The 17756-nt window shown below is 69.4% G+C and carries 17 protein-coding genes; 3 read left to right on the top strand and 14 right to left on the bottom strand.

The genetic code is table 11. The features are described 5' to 3' along the window. Window positions 1-5: 5 nt before the first annotated feature. The 13 genes from E4M00_RS10640 to E4M00_RS10580 form a co-directional block, all read right to left on the bottom strand. Window positions 6-794, bottom strand: coding sequence for an SGNH/GDSL hydrolase family protein (locus E4M00_RS10640; protein ID WP_135120460.1), 789 nt, complete (start codon window positions 792-794; stop codon window positions 6-8). Next, window positions 791-1450 (bottom strand): 2-phospho-L-lactate guanylyltransferase, encoded by a 660-nt coding sequence (gene cofC, locus E4M00_RS10635; protein WP_135120459.1) that lies wholly within the window; start codon window positions 1448-1450, stop codon window positions 791-793. Before cofC ends, E4M00_RS10640 begins: the two co-directional genes overlap by 4 nt. Continuing rightward, complete coding sequence (gene fgd, locus E4M00_RS10630) at window positions 1447-2466, bottom strand: glucose-6-phosphate dehydrogenase (coenzyme-F420) (RefSeq protein WP_135120458.1); 1020 nt, start codon at window positions 2464-2466, stop codon at window positions 1447-1449. Before fgd ends, cofC begins: the two co-directional genes overlap by 4 nt. Before the next feature lie 55 nt (window positions 2467-2521). Then, a complete protein-coding gene (gene cofE, locus E4M00_RS10625) occupies window positions 2522-3292 on the bottom strand; it encodes a coenzyme F420-0:L-glutamate ligase (RefSeq protein WP_135120457.1) in 771 nt (256 codons plus the stop codon). A 2-nt stretch (window positions 3293-3294) separates the two neighbouring features. Beyond that, a complete protein-coding gene (locus tag E4M00_RS10620) occupies window positions 3295-4266 on the bottom strand; it encodes a TIGR03557 family F420-dependent LLM class oxidoreductase (protein WP_135120576.1) in 972 nt (323 codons plus the stop codon). A 66-nt stretch (window positions 4267-4332) separates the two neighbouring features. Next, the gene (locus E4M00_RS10615) at window positions 4333-6372 is read right to left on the bottom strand and encodes a hypothetical protein (protein WP_135120456.1); all 2040 of its coding nucleotides are present in this window, start codon (window positions 6370-6372) and stop codon (window positions 4333-4335) included. Window positions 6373-6384: 12 nt separating this feature from the next. After that, window positions 6385-7458: a glycoside hydrolase family 130 protein gene (locus tag E4M00_RS10610; protein ID WP_420813443.1), complete on the bottom strand. Its 1074-nt coding sequence runs from the start codon at window positions 7456-7458 to the stop codon at window positions 6385-6387. A 2-nt stretch (window positions 7459-7460) separates the two neighbouring features. After that, window positions 7461-8294 carry a carbohydrate ABC transporter permease gene (locus E4M00_RS10605; protein WP_204772995.1) on the bottom strand — a complete coding sequence of 278 codons (834 nt, stop codon included), beginning with the start codon at window positions 8292-8294 and terminating at the stop codon, window positions 7461-7463. After that, on the bottom strand, window positions 8291-9235 hold the full coding sequence (locus E4M00_RS10600; protein WP_135120454.1) for a carbohydrate ABC transporter permease: 945 nt from the start codon (window positions 9233-9235) through the stop codon (window positions 8291-8293). The genes E4M00_RS10605 and E4M00_RS10600 overlap by 4 nt, the downstream gene beginning before the upstream one ends. Window positions 9236-9243: 8 nt before the next feature. Beyond that, the gene (locus E4M00_RS10595; RefSeq protein ID WP_135120453.1) at window positions 9244-10524 is read right to left on the bottom strand and encodes an extracellular solute-binding protein; all 1281 of its coding nucleotides are present in this window, start codon (window positions 10522-10524) and stop codon (window positions 9244-9246) included. 50 nt (window positions 10525-10574) lie between these two features. Further along, complete coding sequence (locus E4M00_RS10590; protein WP_135120452.1) at window positions 10575-11651, bottom strand: LacI family DNA-binding transcriptional regulator; 1077 nt, start codon at window positions 11649-11651, stop codon at window positions 10575-10577. 110 nt (window positions 11652-11761) lie between these two features. Beyond that, the gene (locus E4M00_RS10585; protein ID WP_204772994.1) at window positions 11762-13543 is read right to left on the bottom strand and encodes a DUF4012 domain-containing protein; all 1782 of its coding nucleotides are present in this window, start codon (window positions 13541-13543) and stop codon (window positions 11762-11764) included. Window positions 13544-13547: 4 nt separating this feature from the next. Then, on the bottom strand, window positions 13548-14222 hold the full coding sequence (locus E4M00_RS10580; RefSeq protein ID WP_240037015.1) for a cell wall protein: 675 nt from the start codon (window positions 14220-14222) through the stop codon (window positions 13548-13550). 164 nt (window positions 14223-14386) lie between these two features. On the opposite strand from E4M00_RS10580, the gene E4M00_RS10575 reads away from it, so the two are divergent. Further along, window positions 14387-15223, top strand: a complete 837-nt coding sequence (locus E4M00_RS10575) for an exodeoxyribonuclease III (RefSeq protein ID WP_135120450.1) — start codon at window positions 14387-14389, stop codon at window positions 15221-15223. A gap of 12 nt (window positions 15224-15235) precedes the next feature. Here E4M00_RS10575 and E4M00_RS10570 read toward each other — a convergent pair whose 3' ends face one another. Then, window positions 15236-16072 (bottom strand): SDR family oxidoreductase, encoded by an 837-nt coding sequence (locus tag E4M00_RS10570; RefSeq protein WP_135120449.1) that lies wholly within the window; start codon window positions 16070-16072, stop codon window positions 15236-15238. A 180-nt stretch (window positions 16073-16252) separates the two neighbouring features. Between E4M00_RS10570 and E4M00_RS10565 the strand changes: the two genes are divergently transcribed. Then, complete coding sequence (locus E4M00_RS10565) at window positions 16253-16729, top strand: GNAT family N-acetyltransferase (RefSeq protein WP_135120448.1); 477 nt, start codon at window positions 16253-16255, stop codon at window positions 16727-16729. 89 nt (window positions 16730-16818) lie between these two features. Then, window positions 16819-17664 carry an ABC transporter ATP-binding protein gene (locus E4M00_RS10560; protein WP_135120447.1) on the top strand — a complete coding sequence of 282 codons (846 nt, stop codon included), beginning with the start codon at window positions 16819-16821 and terminating at the stop codon, window positions 17662-17664. Window positions 17665-17756: the final 92 nt, after the last annotated feature.

The following is a 17756-nucleotide window of genomic DNA, read 5'->3' as shown; positions in this document are numbered from 1 at the left end:
TGCCGTCAGTCGAGCTGAGCCAGCACCTCGCCCAGCCGCCGGTCGACAGCCGGCGTGAACGCACGGGCCCACAGCGCGTAGCCGCGATCGTTGGGGTGGAAGAGGTCGCCGGCGAACTGGGTGGAGACACCCCACAGACCCTGACGCTTGGTGATCGCGTGCAGGCCGACGACCTCGAGGCCGAAGTCGGCCGCTGCCGCCCGCAGCAGCCTGTTGGCCACCAGCACCTTCTTCTCGCCCGGCAGGAAGTAGAAGCTCGGCAGGTCGGCGACGATGGCGTGAGGAGGCAGGGCAGCGAACAGCTCGCGGATGTCGCTGTCGAAGCGCTCGGCATCGAAATCGGCGATGTCGTTGGCCCCGATGCACACGGTGAGGATGTCGGGCTGGGCACCGAGTGCGGTGAGCAGGGGCAGCTCGATGTCGATGGCCGTGCGCACGGTGCCGCCCGAGACACTGAGGTTGGCCACGCGCACAGCGCGGGAGGTGCGGTTGCGCAGCTCGCGCGCGAGGAATCCGACGTAGCTGTGCGCCGGCCGGCTCGCGCCGATGCCCTGCGCCGCCGAGTCGCCGATCGCCACGTACAGGATCTCGCCGGGCTTCGAACCGAGCTCCCGCCAGTAGGCCGAGTTCACGGGGATCGAGCCCGAGAGGGTGCCCCGCCAGTGCTCCCGCCGGCCGCGCAGCCACGCGACCCAGAGCGCCACCGTGACGAAACTGCCGATGACTCCGATGGCGGCACCCACCACGCGGGCCCCGGCGCGACCGCCACGTCGCTTGCGGGTGGACGAGGTCATGACCGGATCCTCTGCGGCGACAGGGCGGCGCGGGTGCGCTCGCCGACTCCCAGCCTCATGGCTTCCTCCAGTGCGGCCGGAACGTCGACGTCGCGGCGCAGTGACGTTCCGGCATCCAGGCGGACGTGTCCGAGCGCGGCGTGCGCCGCAGCCGAGTTCTCCCCGAATCGCGGCTCCAACGGCAGACCGGCGCGCGCTGTGAGCAGCGTCGTTCCCGTGCCCTCGGCATCCGGGACAAACCCCCGGTCGATATTCTCGGCCGACGCGAGAGCCGCATCGAGGTCCTCGCTTCGCAACGCGGGCAGGTCGCCGAGGAGCACGGCGATGCCGGCGGCGGGCGCAGACGACCCCAGCGAACGTCCGGCGGCGCGGATGCCGAGTTCGATCGCCGCGTTCAGGCCGCGGCGTTCGCCCTCGGGAACCACGACGACCGTCTCAGCCGCCCCCGCCGTCGTCGACGCAGGCCAGTCGATCTCCGCGTCCGTCACGACGTAGACGCGCGCCACTCGCGCACTCGCCACCGCCGCGACGACCGTGTCGTGGGCGAAAGCCAGAGCCAGCGACGACCGCTCCTGGGCCGAGAGGGCGTCGCCCAGGCGGCTCTTGGCGTCGATCGTGCCCTTGACCGGCACGACAAGGGACCAGCCTGCCGTCACGGGAGGGCGCGCAGGCGGGGGGCCAGGTCGCGTTCGAACAGGCCGAGGAAGCGCCGCTGGTCCTCGCCGGGGGCGTGGAAGACGAGGTGGTTGAAGCCCGCATCGACGTACTTCGCGATCTCGGCAGTCACGGTGTCGGGGTCGCTGCCCACGATCCACCGCGAGGCGATCTTCTCGATCGGCAGGGCATCCGCCGCCTTCTCCATCTCGATCGGATCGTGGATGCTCGACTTCTGCTCCGCGCTGAGGGCCAGGGGGGCCCAGAAGCGGGTGTTCTCGAGCGCGGCCTCCTCGGTCTCCTCGTAGGAGAGCTTGATCTCGATCATGCGGTCGAGGTCGTCGTAGGAGCGGTCACCGGCCTCGGCGCCCTCCTTCACCGCGGGCACGAGCTTCTCGGTGTACAGGTCCCAGCCCTTGCCCGAGGTGCAGATGAAGCCGTCTCCTGCGCGCCCCGCGTACTTGGCGACGGTCGGGCCGCCCGCAGCGATGTACACCGGGATGCCGCCTTCGGGCCGGTCGTAGATGGACGCGCCGTGCGTGGAGTAGTACTCGCCCTCGAAGTCGACGCGGTCCTGGCTCCACAGGGCGCGCATGAGCCGCACCGACTCGCGCAGCCTGCCGAAGCGCTCCTTGAACTCAGGCCAGTCCTGCTCCCCTGCTCCGCGGAAGCCCGTCGCGATCTCGTTGAGCGCCTCTCCGGTTCCGAAGCCGGCGATGATGCGGCCCGGGTAGAGGCAGCCCAGGGTCGCGAACGCCTGTGCCAGAACGGCCGGGTTGTAGCGGAAGGTCGGCGTCATCACGCTCGTGCCGATGCGCAGGGTCGAGGTGCGCTCGCCCACTGCAGCCATCCAGGCCAGCGAGAACGGAGCGTGCCCGCCCTCATGGCGCCAGGGCTGGAAGTGGTCGCTCGCGAACGCCGACTCGAAGCCGTGCGCCTCCGCGGCCACGGCGATCTCGACCAGCTCCCGGGGCGCGAACTGCTCCGCGGATGCCTTGTATCCCAGGGTGAGCGTCATGCTGTGATGCCTTTCGTGGTGCCGGATGCCGGGCGCGGGTGCGGGGCGGGATGGATCATGAGCCGACGGCCTCCTGCTGGCCCTCGGCGAAGCCGTCGCGGTAGCCCTCGTCGTAGGCCTCCTCGCTGCCGGTGCGGAACATGTCCTGCTCGACCGGCCGCACGATGGTGGCGGCGCCGGGAAGGTCGAGGTCGCCGACGAAGCGACCGAGACCGCGCACGATCGCGACGGGGGTGCCGCCGGTCTTGCCCTTCACCAGGTCGCCGGCCGAGGCGAGCTCGTCGGCGACGCAGGGCTGGGTCACTGCCATCGGCTTGCCGCTGGTGTCGAGGGTGCCGCGCAGGTCGTCGAAGACGTGCACGCCGGCGGCGCCGATCGCGACATCCACCTGCCCCTGTCGCCAGGCCCTCCCGAGGGTGTCGGAGATGATGACGCCGACGGATGCGCCGCTCAGCTCGCGCAGTCCGACGCAGATGGAGCGGGCCGACCCGTCGGGGTCGACGGGCAGCAGCAGCACGGTTCCGTCCGGGGTGTTTGAGGCGTCGACGCCGGCCGCAGCGGACACGATGCCGAGGCGGTTCTCGACGATGCGGGTCGTGCCGCCATCGGCCGTGGTGCGGGTCGCGACGACGCGGACCGTCTCGTCCGAGATCGCCTGCTCCCGGTCATCCGCCGCGACGAATCGCCCCTCGGACTTGGAGACGATCTTCGAGGTGACGACCACGATGTCGCCGTCGGCGAGCTCGGCCCGGGAGCCGATCAGCTCGACGAGGTCGTCGCCGGGACGCACCTCGGGGATGTCATCGATCACACTGACGGAATACATCGTCACCTCCTGACGGCGGGGAGCACGTCGCGGCCGAAGACCTCGATCCACTCCCGCTGGTTGCGGCCCACGTTGTGCAGGTAGATGCGGTCGAAGCCCAGGTCGGCGTACTTCTGGATCGACGCGCGGTGCACGTCGGTATCACTCGAGATCACCATTCTGCCCTCGAAGTCCTCGGGACGGACCATCCGCGCGACCTGTTCGAACTCGAACGGCGAACGGATGTCGCTCTTCGGGAACCGCATGCCGCCGTTGGGCCACTCGACGAGCGCGTTGCGCATCGCCTCCTCGTCTGTCGGCGCCCACGACAGGTGCAGCTGCAGCACCTTGGGCATCGTGGCGGGGTCCTTGCCCGCATCGCGCGCCCCGAGGGCGAACCGATCGAAGAGTCCGGCGATGCGCTCCAGCGGCGCGGCCACGGTGATGAGTCCGTCGGCGACGCGTCCGGCACGACGTGCTGTCAGCGGTCCACTGGTCGCGACCAGGATCTCGGGGGCGACGGGCGGCATCGTCCAGAGACGCGTGGACTCGAGCGTGAAGTGGGGGCCGGAGTGCTTGACGTCGCGGCCGGCGATCGAGGCTGTGAACAGCTTCGAGATCACCTCGATGGCCTCGAACATGCGGTTGATGCGCTCAGCCGGCTCGGGCCAGTAGGCGCCGACGATGTGCTCGTTCAGTGCCTCACCCGAGCCGATGCCCAGCCAGTGCCTGCCCGGGTACATCGAGGCGAGGGTGGCTGACGCCTGGGCGACGATCGCGGGATGCCAGCGGTAGGTCGGCGCCGTCACACCGGGGCCGATGTCGCCCGTCGTGCGCTCGGCGACGGCCGTGAGCACGTTCCACACGAAACCGGCCTGGCCCTGCTGGGGCACCCACGGCTGGAAGTGGTCGTCGGCCATGACTCCGCGGAAGCCGTTCTGCTCGGCGAAGGCCGCCAGTGCGACGGCCTCCGAGGGCGCGAACTGCTCGAGCATCGCCGCGTAGCCCAGCTGGAGGTCACCCACTCCTCCATCCTGCCACTCGCCGCACCCTCTCCCGATCTACCGCGTGACCACGGCGAATCCTCCGGCGGGCAGCACCGTCCTGGCCGACGCCCCGATGTCGCGCTGGCTCACCAGCCGTCCCGACGCGTCGTAGACGCTCAGTGACGCCGCGGCTCCCACTCCGACTGTCGTGGGCCACGGGATGCGGGCGGCCGACTGCAGCAGTTGCGTGTCGCCAGCTGTCCCATTCAGCAGCATCCGCGAGACCAGAGGTCGCACGATCAGGTTGTCTATGGTGGCGGTTCCGCCCAGCGGCCGTACGGTCACCGTGGTGGCACGCGCCGGCACGGGCAGCTGCAACACCTGCGGCAGCAGCACCCCCGGCGTCGGGCTGATGCCCTGCTCCGGTCCGCGGATCGAGAGCAGCCCGAGGGGCAGGATGCCGCTCGTCCACAACGATCGCACCCGGTCGCCCGGCTCGACCCACTGCACAGACTCCACGACGCGTGGCTGGTCGGCGGCGCCGATCGGGAGGACAGCCTTCGAGCCCGTCTTCACCGTGAGCACGTCACCGCTGTAGAGAGACTCGCCGGTCCACGCTGAAGCCGGCGTCGACACCGCTCCGCCCGAGCCGGTCTCGGCCTCGAGCAGGTGCAGCCCGTCGCGCTGCGACACCGTGGTGACGCCCTGCGCTCGAGCAGCCACATCCGGGCGGGCATCGAGGGCGATCATCGACAGCAGGCCGTGAATCGTGCTCTCGGCACCGCCGTTGCGGTTGATCGTGCCGTCGGGAGCGAGTCCGTCGAAGGTGACACCCGTGGCCGGGTCGTACATCGGCGCCGAGGCCCGGTTGGCCCCGAAGAACCACGCTGCCTGGATGGCCGCGAGCTGGTCGAAGGCCGGGGAACCCGTCGCATCGGCGACCGCGAGGAGCGACTGCAGGCGGGAGTCGGCGCCGTAGGCGATCTGGGTGGTGTCGGTCGGAGTCGGGAACCAGCCGTTGTCGGGTCCGCCGGCGAGAAGGAGCGTCGCCGTGAACACGGCGGCGTCGCGTACCGCCGGCTTCAGGAGAGACGACGTGCCGAGGGTTCCGGATGCCGCGGCGAGCGCCGCCGGCATCTGCGACCCCCACGCGTGCCACATCGAGCGCGACTGCGCCCACGGCAGGATCGCGCCGTAGGGCCACGACCTGGTGTCGGCTCCCGATGCCGCCCCCATCGCGGCGATGCCCTCGGCGAGCTTGCGCAGGGTCTCGCGAGCCGCGGGGTCGCCACTCGAGTCGACGTAGGCCGACAGTCCGAGCACGGCCTCGGCCGAGGCGTCGGCACCGTCGACGATCAGCCAGGCGGGAACCTTCAGTCCGTCGCTCTGCTCGTACTCCCCGTAGCGGCTCAGCACCTGGGTGTCGACCGCCGCACGCGAGAGGGCGAGCCTCTCCCCGAGGAAGGACGCGAAGGCCGCATCGTCGGCTGTGCCGCTCTCGGCGAAGGCCGCGTAGCCCTCACCGAAGGCCCAGAGCGCGCGGGCGGTCCAGTAGCTGGGTCCGGAGTCCGACGGGTTCGGCAGCTCGACGGGCTCGGCGCTCGGGTTGAGCTCGCCGTCGGGCTGCATCCACAGCACGACGTTGCCGGAGTTCGCTCCCGACGAGGTCTGCAGGTAGGCGAGCGATCGCAGCATCTCGTAGGCGCTGGTGCGACTCGAGGCCTCGCCCGTGAGCCGCCAGTGCCTGAGGTAGACGACGGCGGCCCGCGCCACGTCGTCGGCGTTGTAGGCGCCCTGGCCCCAGTCCCCTGTCGCCGCGTCGAGCGGTCCGCCGCCGACACGTTCGAAGGTGCCGCCGTCACGGGCGTCGGCGTAGGTCCACGGCAGCACGAGCTGCGGCTCCTCGTCGAGCCTGTAGGTCGTGTGGCCGTCGACGGCGACGGGCTCGGCGGTGTCGAGCAGGAAGTCGAGGTGGGCGAGGTTGGTGAGCGGGGTGACGGATGCCGCAGGCGCGGCCGTCGCCGGCGCCGCCGCCAAGCCCGAGAGGCCGGTGACGGCGAGCGTGGCCGTGAGCAGCATGCCCATCCGCATCCGTCGCGTCGTGATGGTGGTCATGGGAGGTGCTCCTCAGTCAGATGTCTCGCGGGCGGTACTGCGATCGAGTCTGGCGACGCCGATCTTCGAGTCGGCCATCCCGTAGAACAGCCAGTGCACGCCGTCGATGAGCTCGATGGCCGTGGGGAAGACCACGTTGGGCACGATGCCGCTGCGCTCCTCCTCGGTCTCCGGGGCGAGCAGCGGTTCCGCGCTGCGAGCGATCACCCGGGTGGGGTCGTCGGCGTCGAGGATCATGGCCCCGACGGCGTAGTTCACGTTCTGCTGCTGGTCGAAGGCGCTCGTGATGGTGCCGGTCACCCCGTGGTGCAGCAGCAGCCAGCCCTCCGGGACCCGCAGCGGAGCCGGTCCGCCGCCGATCTTGAGCGCCTCGAACGGGTGCTCGGGGCCGGCCAGGAAGCGGTGGTTGCGCCAGAACGTGAGGGCGGCCAGGTCCTTCTGGACATCGGCCAGGTGCACGAAGCTGATCCAGATGGACTGCCGCGCATCGGGCACGTTCGCGGGAGTGCGCACTCCCTGACCCGCCTTGACCTCGTCGAGGTCCCACATCGGCCGGTGCAGCACGGCGAGGCTGCGCACTCCGTCCGGACCCGTCACGGCCTCCGGGAAGAACACGGTGTCCTTGTTGTGAAACAGGTTGAGGTCTGCGTCGAGGGCGTCGTCATAGGCGAAGAGTGCCGGCCCGAGGCGCTGCCAGTCCCGCAGGTCCTCCGACACGGCGATGGCCGTGCGGGGACCGAGGGGGCCGTACGCGACGTAGGTCATCACGTGCAGGCCGAGTTCGTCGATGCGCGTGATGCGCGGATCCTCGACGCCCCCGTTGCCGACGCCGTGCTCCCACCCGCGGTCCGGCTCGAGCACGATGCCCTCGCGTTCCACGCCGACAGGCACTCCGTCGTCCAGCACGATGCGCGCTATGCCGACCCTGGAGACGTTGCCGGATGCCACGAGCCTGGGGAACAGGTACAACTCGCCGTTCGCGGCGCGGGCCGTCGCCGGGTTGAGCACCCCCTCGGCCTCGAGGTCGTTGCCGGGCTCCGGCGTCATGATGACGCCGGCCCGGGTGAGCGTGTATGGAATCTGCATGGTCATCCCTTCACTCCCGATCCGATGTCGTTCGAGACGAACTGACGCTGGAAGATGATCAGCAGCACCACGACGGGCACGGCGAGCACGACGGCTCCGGCGAGGAGGGAACCGAAGGGGTTCGCCGTCGACGCCGCGATCGAGGAGATGTAGTTGGCGAGCGAGACGGCGAGTGGTTGCATCGACGCCTCCTTGGTGATCAGGAACGGCCAGAGGAACTCGTTCCACGGACCGATGAAGGTGAGCAGCACCACGGTGAGCAGGGCCGGTCGCACCAGCGGGATGGCGACGCTCCAGAGGATGCGCAGCTCACTGGCGCCGTCGATGCGGGCGGCGTTGAACAGGTCCTTCGGCAACTGCAGGAAGTACTGCCTGAAGATGAGCACGGCCACCGAGCTGATGAAGAACGGCAGGATCATGCCCAGGTAGTTGTCGCTGAGGCCGTAGTTGCGGGCGATCATCACGTAGAGCGGGATCATCAGCAACTGGAACGGGATGACCTGCACCAGCAGCACGAGCGCGAAGATCGTGCCTCGCCCGCGGAACGAGAGCACCGCGAGCGCATACCCGGCCAGGAGCCCGAACACGACTGTTCCGAGGAGCACACCGCCGGTGAAGATGCCGGAGTTGACCAGCCCCTGCAGCAGGTTGATGCGCTCGTTGACGGCCACGTAGTTGTCGAGGGTCAGGTTGCCGGGTGCCGGGAAGGCGCCCGCCGGGCTGGAGTCGGGCGTGGCCTGCAACGAGCCCACGACCATGTAGTAGAAGGGGAACAGGAAGACGAGTGCCCCGAGGAGCAGCAGGATGTAGCGGAGCACCATTCCGAACCGGATCATGATTCCTCATCTCTCACGAGGCGACGCTGGATGAAGGCGATGATGAGCACGCAGATGATCAGGATCACGCCGATCGCCGAGGCGACATCCGGATTCCCCTGCTCGATGCCCTTCTGGTACATCAGGAGCACCGGACTGGCCGATGCACCGTTGGGTCCTCCGCCGCCCGTCAGCAGGTAGGGCTCCGTGAACAGGTTCGCGCCGGTGATCGTCGAGATCAGCAGGACGAGCAGGGTCGCCGGGCGCACGCCCGGGACCGTGACGGAGAAGAAGGTGCGCACACCGCCTGCGCCATCCGTCGCCGCCGATTCGTACAGCTCCTTCGGCACGTTCTGGAGAGCCGCGAGGTAGAGCAGGATGTAGAACCCGAGCTGCTTCCAGGTGACGAAGAGCGCGATGACGGGCATCGCGAGCTGCGAGTTGATGAGCCAGGACGGAACGGGGGCCAAGTCGCCGAGCACGTTGTTCACGAGCCCGCCCCCGCTGAACAGGAACAGCCAGACGCCGACCACGGCGACCGAAGCCGCGACGTAGGGCACGTAGTAGCTGACGCGGAGGAACGCCCGCGCGTGCACGACGCGGTTGAGCGCCGATGCCAGCACGATCGAGAGCACCACCGTGAGTGGCACGTTGATGATCAGGAAGACGCCGACGTTGCGGAAGGACTGCCAGACCGCCGGGTCCTGCAGCACCGCGATGTAGTTGTCGAAGCCCACGAACGGCCGGTCGACCTCGACCCCGGGAGCGGAGAAGAAGTAGTCCTGGAACGACATCCAGACCGCGAAGACGATCGGATACGCGAAGATCGCGCAGATGAAGATCAGGTAGGGCGCCGTGAAGAGCAGACCGAGGGGGCTGCTTCCCAGCCAGCGCCGGCGGCGGGGCCGAGGCGCGTCTTGTCGCTGCGCCTCGACCTCCGTCGGTCGGGTGATGGTGGTCATGATCGATGTCAGTTCGCGCTTGCGAGGGTGTCGATCTTGGCGGCGGTGTCCTTCAGGAAGGCGGGAATGTCGCCCTCGCCGAAGATGACGGCCTTGGAGTAGCCGTCGCGGAAGTTCTGCCAGATCTCCACGGAGTTCGCGACGTTGGGCACCTCGACGGTTCGGCTCGCCTGGTCGCCGAACACCGTGTAGGCGGGGTTGTCGGCGAAGTAGTCGGGGTAGACCGTCGTGAGGTCGCTGCGCAGCGGCATCTGGCCGGTGAGCTCGAGCAGCTTGCCGTCCTGCTCCTCGCTGGTGGCGAACTTCAACACGTCCCAGGCCGTCTGCTGGTTCTTGCAGGCGCTGTAGAGGCCGATGTTCTTGGCGTCGCTGAAGGTGTACGTCTCAGCAGCATCCGTTCCCTCCGACGTGGGAACCGGAACCGCGCCCCAGTTCACGTCGTCGCCGTAGACCGCGATGGCCCACGGACCGACGATGGCCATGGCGGCCTCGCCGTCGAGGAAGGAGTCGCCCTGGTACTGCTCCTGGCCGGCGAGGTTCTCCTCGTACATCGTGCGCCAGAGTTCGGAGACGGCCTCGCCCTCGTCGGAGTCGAAGGTGGCCTTGCCGTCCTCGACGAGCTGCGTTCCCTCGGTCTCGGCGGCGTACAGCGGATAGAAGTCGAACCAGCTCTGGAAGAACTCGCTCGTCGGAGCCGGGTGGATGGCGTACTTCGCCGCACCGGAGTCCACGATGGCGCGGGAGGCCGTGAGGAACTCGTCGTAGGTCGACAGCTTCGGGCTGTCGGCGTCGAGGCCGGCCTTCGCGAACAGGTCCTTGTTGTAGAAGATCATGACCGGGTTCGACTTCCAGGGCATCTGGAAGTACGCGCCGTCGGCCGAGGCGTACTGCTCGGCGAGGTCGCCGGTGCGCGAGGTGATGTAGTCGTCGCCGTCCTCGAAGTCGCTGAGCGAGACGAGTCCGCCCTGCTTCTCGAACTGCGGCACGGCGGCCGGCGAGGTGTTGAAGATCAGGCAGGGCGCATTGCCCGCCGTGATCGCCGCGCTGATGACCTCTTCGCTGCTGTCACCGGCCGGGATCTCCTGCGCCTTGACCTGCTCGTCGGGGTTGTCGGCGTTCCACGCCTCCACCATCTGCTTGCCCCACGCGATCTCGGCCTCGTTGTTCGAGTACCAGATGGTGATCGGGCCCTTCGTCCTCGCGTCTCCCCCTCCGCCTCCGCCCGAACAGCCCACGAGGGCGACGGCCGTCGCGGCGGCCAGGATTCCGATCGTCATGCCTCTTCGCATGATTTCTTCCTTTCGTTGCGACGGGTCGTACCGTCGGTTCTTCACTGTGTTCAGGTGGTCGTGGGGGCTGCAGCGGTCGATTCGCGGATGACGAGCCGGGTCGGCAACGGGGTGCGGCCGTCGATGGCGTCGCCGGCGACGGCCGCGAGCAGCACGCGGGCGGCCGTCGCGCCCCAGAGTGCGACATCCGTGGCCACCGAGGTGAGCGACGGGTACACGTGCTCGGCCAGGTCGGTGTTGTCGAAGCCGGCCACCGAGAGGTCGCGCGGCACGTCGAGGCCGGCGCGACGGGCGATGGCGATACCGGCGATGGCCATCGGGTCGTTCGAGTAGACGATCGCCGTCGGCCGGTGCGACGACCGCACAGCGAGCAGGCGCCGGGTCGCCTCGGCGCCCTCCCGCGCGGAGAAGTCGGTCTCGACGACGCGGGTCGCGTCGAGGCCGGCATCCGTCATCGCGCCTTCGAAGGCGGTGCGGCGGTGCGCTGCGTGCAGCAGGTCCGCGGGTCCGGCGACGTGCGCGATGCGAGTGTGGCCGAGGAGGACGAGGTGATCCACGACAGCGCGGATGCCGGCACCATCGTCGCTCGACACGGCGGGGAACGGGGAGGAGACGTCGGGCCGCCCGAGGGTGACCGCGCGCAGGCCCAGCTTCTGCAGCAGGCCGATGCGCTCGTCGTTCGCGCGCAGGTCGGTGAGGAAGACGCCGTCGACCCTCTTGTCACCGGCGAGCTGCCGATAGGTCTCGGCCTCCTGCCGCTGCGAGGTGGTCGAGGCCAGCACGAGCGCCTGGCCCACCTCGGAGAGCTCGCTCTCCACCCCCGAGATGAAGGTGGGGAAGAACGGATCGGCGGCGACGATCGACGGATCGCGGGCGATGACGAGCCCGAGGGCGAAGGAGCGGTCGACGCTCAGGGCGCGGGCGCGCACACTCGGCGTGAAGCCCAGCTCGTCGGCGACCCCCAGGATGCGCTCACGGGTCTCGGCCTTCACGCCGGGCCTGTCGTTCAGGGCGAAGGAGACGAGTCCCTTGCTCACGCCGGCCCGACGCGCGACATCGGCGATGGTCGGACGGGCGCCGGATGCCGGCAGCGCAGGCGCTGCGGTCACGTCGGGTTCCTCAGCCATCGGTCCTCCTCGTCGAGGCCGGTCGGATGAGCATCGCTCACCTAAACCGGTTTAGATGACCATACCCCCTTTTCGGGGGCATTGGCGAGGGGATCGGGGAATCGGGTGGATCAGAGGGAGCCGACGGTGATGTTCTTCATCAACGGCGTGTGGAGCAGCAGCGGTTCCGACTGACCCTTCTCGGCCGAGGTGTAGTGGAAGACCAGCTCCGCCTTCTCGCCCGGAGCCAGCGTGACGCCCACCGAACTCACTGCACGGTCGTCGACGACGGCCGGGGCGTACTCGACCCGCTCGCCGTCGCGTTCCACGCCGGCGTCGAAGGCGCCGGCAGGAGCGAAGACCGTCACGTTCGTCGCGATCTGACCTGGTGCGACCCCGTAGAAGCCGGTGCCGGCGACCACGGGAGGGTAGCTCGTCGCGGCGTCCGCTGCGGCCGTGCTGGTGAGGGTCACGGTGACCGTGACGTCGGACCGCCCGTCATCGCGCGGCACCGCCCCCACGGCCATCGCGACGTCGAGATACGGGTCCATCTTCGCGCCGGTGGCGTCGTTGAGATAGACGCCGTAGGCCTCCGGGCCGAGCTCCTTCTGCGCAGCGTCGAGACCCGCGAGAGTGGTTCCGGCGAGAACGCTCTGCACGGATTCGTCGTTGCTCCAGAGGGCGACGCGGTTCTCGTCGCCGGCGCGGGCGAGAGCCGACACCAGGGCCTTCGGATCCGCGGCGCCTCCGGTGATCGCCTTGAAACTCGCCGCGGCGGACTCGGCGAAGAACGCGTCCTGGGCGGCGCCATCGGGGAAGCGCGTGTAGACGTCGACGAGCAGAGACGTCACCGCGTTCTCTGTGGTGAGCTCGGAACCATCGGCGAGGGTCACCGGGCCTGTCGCTCCCAGCAGATAGCTGAGGGCGACGGGATCGACGGCGATCACGCCGTCGACCGTGCCGCCGAACTTCCGCTCCCACATGGCTGAGGCGAGGTCGGCGCTCACGGTGAAGTCCGGCGTCATCGTGACGTCCTGGATGTGGCTGCTCATGCCGTCACCGAACACGGCGGCCATCGCGGCGGGCGCGGGAAGCGCTGGTCCGTTCGGCGAGAAGTCCGCGGTACTCGCCTGCCTGACCAGCTGGAGCAACCCGTCCTCCGCGTGCACGAGGGCGAAGGCTCCGGGGATGCCGCCGGCCGTGCGGAGCTCCGCGTTGTTCTGGAACAGCACCAGGTAGTTGCGGGGGCCGTCGGCACCCAGCATGACGGGGGCGATCACGAGCGCGTCATCGAGAGTCGCGCTGAGTCCCGCTGCCTGGCCCAGGGCCGTGGCGAGGGACGTCTTCGCGTCGGCGACGGGGCCGAGGAGGCCGTCGTCGTCGATCGCGCCCACTGCTGCCGCGGCATCCGTCAGCACAGTGCGCGCGGAATGGGCTGCCGGGCGCGCCGCGACGAGAGGTTCCACATCGATGCGGCCGTCGACGGGTCGGAACGACTCGGCGAACACCGACTGCGCCAGGCCGGTCAACGGCCGGATGGCTCCGCTGGCGGCAGCGTCGAGCTGGGTCGACAGCACCCTGACCGCGCTCAGGTTCGGTCCGACGACGGGCACGATCTCGGCGAGCGCCCAGATCGGGTCGCCCGTGAGAGCGGCCGCCTCATGGGTGTGGTCGACGAGCTTGTCGGCACCGTCAGCGGCCGCAGCGGTGTCGCCCGCGACGATGTCGGCCTGCAGTTTCTCGGCCGTCACCGCGGCGGCCTCGAGCTCGCCCTTGGCGAGCCAGCCACGTACGCCGACCCAGACGACGGCGCCGACCACCGCGACGAGCACGACACCGACGATCAGCCAGACGAGCCGGCCACGACGACGCGTCGCAGTGGCCGGCTCGACTGCCGGCACGTCCTCACTCACGTTGTCAGCGAGTGCTGGTGTTGGTGCGACGTCGCACGAGGAAGAACACGAGTCCGGCGAGGATCACCAGAACCGAGCCGACACCGAGAGGCAGCAGCACCGGGCTCACGCCCGTTTCAGCCAGTCCCGTGCCGGACGCTGACGTCGTGGTCGATCCGGGCGGCGTGGGGTCGGCTCCGGGGGGAGCCATCACGCAGTTCGGCGACGCAGGCGGGTAGCTCAGCGGCACGGTCGTCTCGGGGTTGACCGTGATCTCGGCCGAGGTGATGCCGCGGGTCCAGCCGTAGTTGCCGTCGGTCTGCACCCACGTGCCACCGACCTGGATCCAGCCCGGCCAGCCTGTCGGCTCGCCGTTCGGGCCGACGCTGGCGCCGGGCCAGAGCATGCTCCCACTCAGCTGGCCGCCGACGATCTCGCCGAGCAGGAACGTCTCGGATTGACCACCGCCCGACAGCGTGAGGTAGGCCGTGTGACTGGTGGCCTTGTCGTCGGGATCGGTGAGGGTGACGTCGTAGAAGATGTACGGCACGTCGCCGTCGCAGACACCGGTCGCGGCTGATCCCGCGATCGACGGCTCGACGGGAGGAGTGCGGGGAACATAGTCCTCCGCGTTGGCCACCGTCGGCGTGAGCACGATGGCGGCAGCGAGAAATAGGGCAGCAGGGATACTTCGGAGCACAATGGCCTCCGCATTTCGGATTCGGGTTCCGGTCTGTCTTCGGGTGATAGACAGTGGACACACTATGCCCTCGACCCCCGTTCGGGCGCCCCCCAATTGTGGTGACGCATCCTCGACTTCTGGCGGTTCGATTCGCGTCCGGGGCAGCCGGTAGCGTTCTCGGTATGCGCATCGCCACTTGGAACGTCAACTCGATCCGCGCCCGTGTGGGCCGCACCGTCGACTGGATGGTGCGTGAAGACGTCGACGTGCTCGCGATGCAGGAGATCAAGTGCAAGCCCGAGCAGTTCCCCTACGAGCAGTTCGAGGAAGCCGGCTACGAAGTCGTCGCCCACGGCCTGAGCCAGTGGAACGGCGTGGCCTTCGCGAGCCGCACCCCGATCACCGACGTCGAGCACGCGTTCCCCGCCATGCCCGGCTTCCTCAAGGGCGTCGAGGGGCCGGATCAGCCGCAGGAGGCCCGCGCCATGGGCGTCACCATCGACGGCATGCGCCTCTGGAGCCTCTACGTTCCCAACGGCCGCTCACTCGACGACCCGCACTACACCTACAAGCTCGACTGGTATGAGGCGCTCGCTGCCTACACGCGCGACTCGCTCGCATCCGACCCGCACCTGCCTCTGGCCCTCATGGGCGACTTCAACGTCGCGCCCACCGACGCCGACGTGGGCGACCCCGCCCTCGTCCCCGGACTGTCGACCCACATCTCGCCGCCCGAACGTGCTGCGTTCGCTGCGCTCGAGGAGGCCGGCCTCAGCGACGTCGTGCGCCCGATCCTGCCCACCGGCTACACCTACTGGGACTACAAGCAGCTGCGGTTCCCGCGCAACGAGGGCCTGCGCATCGACTTCATCCTCGGCTCGCCGGCCTTCGCCGATCTGGTGACGGATGCCTCCATCCACCGCAACGAGCGCAAGGGCGACGCTCCCAGCGACCACGTGCCCGTGCTCGTCGACATCGAGCTCGCGGGCGACGACGACGATCGGCCGATGATCTTCTGACCCGGCAGTTCTCTAGCGACCGGTGAAGCGGTCCATCGAGCGGTAGACGCCGAAGAAGCGGCCGGCGACGGCGTCGAAGGCCGCGCCGGGCAGCACTCCGCGCAGCACCTTCGAGAACCCGACGGTCCACGGCAGCATCAGCATCGGGCGCCCGGCGAGCATCGCCTTCCAGACCTGGTCGACCACGTACTCCGGCGTCATGATCGGCGTGAGCAGCGGCCCGCGGGCGCCATCGAACATGCCCGTGGAGATGTAGCTGGGCGCCACTGTCGTGACCTTCACGTTCGCGTGGTCATCGCGCACCAGCTCGAGGCGCAGTGAGTCGCTCCATCCGATGAGCGCGGCCTTCGACGCCGCATAGACGCTCATGCGCGGGTTCGAGATCATGCCCGCGGCCGACGCTATGTTCACGATGCGCGACGCCCGATAGGCGCGGGCCACCATGCCAGGCAGGAACTCGCGCGTGATGTACATGGGGGCGAGGGCGTTCACCTGCATCGTCGGCCGGGTGTCGTCGCCGTTGTCGGTCTCCCAGAAGTACCCGTTGCCGCGCACGACTCCGGCGTTGTTGATGAGCACGTCGGGGTTGCCGACCTCCTTGCGCACCTTCTGCGCGGCCTTGGCGATCGCACCGAGGTCGGCCACGTCGACGACGTAGGAGTGGATGCGGGTGCGCCCCTTCGAGGCCGTGCCGAGGTCGCCCACGGTCTGGGCCAGGGCGTGGGCGTCACGGTCCCAGAGAACGACGGATGCCGCCCCTTCCGCGACGGCCCGCTCCGCGTACAACCGCCCCATGCCCATGGCCGCTCCAGTGATCAGGACTGATGCGCCACGCACGGTTCTCGTCATGGATTCATTGTCGCAGCACAGTCCGAGCGCACTCCGTCAGAACGGTGGGTCGACGCCGCTCGCCCACCCCACCCCGAGCGCCAGCTCGCCACTTTCGGGCGGAATGAGCGGCGCTTCGCGACCAGAAGCGGCGAGCCGAAGTCCGGGCCTGGGTGGGTGGGCGCATGGAACGATGGAGCCATGAGCCCTGCTGCATCCGTCACCCTCGTCGACAAGACCCCCGAGCAGCTCGCCGCCTGGCTGCCGATCTCGAACGCGCTCTACGAGCAGGCGCGCATCGATGCCGGCGACATCCCCGCCGAGGCCGCCAGCGCCGCCGCGAGCTCGCAGGCGAGGTTCTTCCCGGATGGCGTGCCTGTCGATGGCCACCGCATCTTCACCATCACGGTCGACGAAGACGATGCCGGCTGGTTGTGGATCGGGCCGACGGCGGACGGCACCGGAGGCGACTGGTGGATCTGGGACATCGAGGTGCACGAGGCCTTCCGCCGCCGCGGCATCGCCGAGGCCACCATGCTGCTCGCCGAAGACGTCGCCCGCGCGGCCGGCGTCACCGCGATCGGGCTCAACGTGTTCGGCGGCAACGACACGGCGCGCAGGCTCTACGACCGCGTCGGGTACAGCGTCACCAGCGTGCACATGCGCAAGCACCTCTAGCGAGGCGCCCTGCGACGCCGGGCAACGCACTGTTACGTCGTGTCTCGCCCACCTGACCGACGCATGCATACGGTGGGTAATTTCGAAGGATGCCCACCGATTCCGCGACCTCCACGACGCCCACCGGCGTCGCGGTCTCGGTCGAGTTCGGGCGCCTGGGCCGGGCCTTCGACCCCTCGAAGCCCGTGCTCGCCGACGTCGACCTGCGGGTCGAGCCCGGTGAGATCGTCGCCATCATCGGGGCGAGCGGATGCGGCAAGTCCACGCTGCTGCGCATCGCCGGCGGACTCGACACCCAGACCTCGGGCAGTGTGAGCATCGACGGCACTCCCGTCGCCACCTACGACCCCCGCACGGCGGTCGGCTTCCAGGAGCCGCGCCTGCTCCCCTGGCGCAGCATCGCAGACAACGTGGCGCTCGGCGTTCCACGCGGCACGCCGAAGGCCACGGCCCGTGCCGGAGTCGATCGCCTGCTCGAGCTCGTCGGGCTGGCGGATGCGGCCGGCCAGCGACCCCGCGAGGTGTCGGGCGGCATGGCCCAGCGCGCGTCGCTCGCGCGCGCCCTCGCCCGTAGCCCCGGCGTGCTGCTGCTCGACGAGCCGTTCGGGGCGCTCGACGCCCTGACCCGTCTCAAGATGCAGGACCTGCTCCTCGACATCCACGCGGCCGAGCCCACCACTGTGCTGCTCGTGACGCACGACGTCGACGAGGCACTGCAACTGGCCGACCGCATCGTGCTGCTCGGCCGCGCCGACGGCGACGCCGCGGCGACCGTGCTCGAGACCGTCACCGTGCCCGGGCGCCGCCCGCGCGACCGCGGCTCCGCAGAGCTCGCCGAGTTGCGCGCCAGTCTGCTCTCCGGACTCGGAATCGACAGGCACGGCCACGCCCGCGGCATCGCGAGCAGCACGACCATCCCGGCCTTCCCGTACTGACCAACGAAGACACCAGCGCACCACAGCACCTCCCGGCATCACACGGCACCACAGCACCTCCCTGCACCACTTCCCCTCACAGCACCAGGAGA

It is taken from the genome of Orlajensenia leifsoniae (genome assembly GCF_004570845.1).
Taxonomy (GTDB): domain Bacteria; phylum Actinomycetota; class Actinomycetes; order Actinomycetales; family Microbacteriaceae; genus Orlajensenia; species Orlajensenia leifsoniae.
The sequence above is the reverse complement of the archived record's forward strand: the minus strand, read 5'-3'. Positions and strand labels throughout refer to the sequence as shown.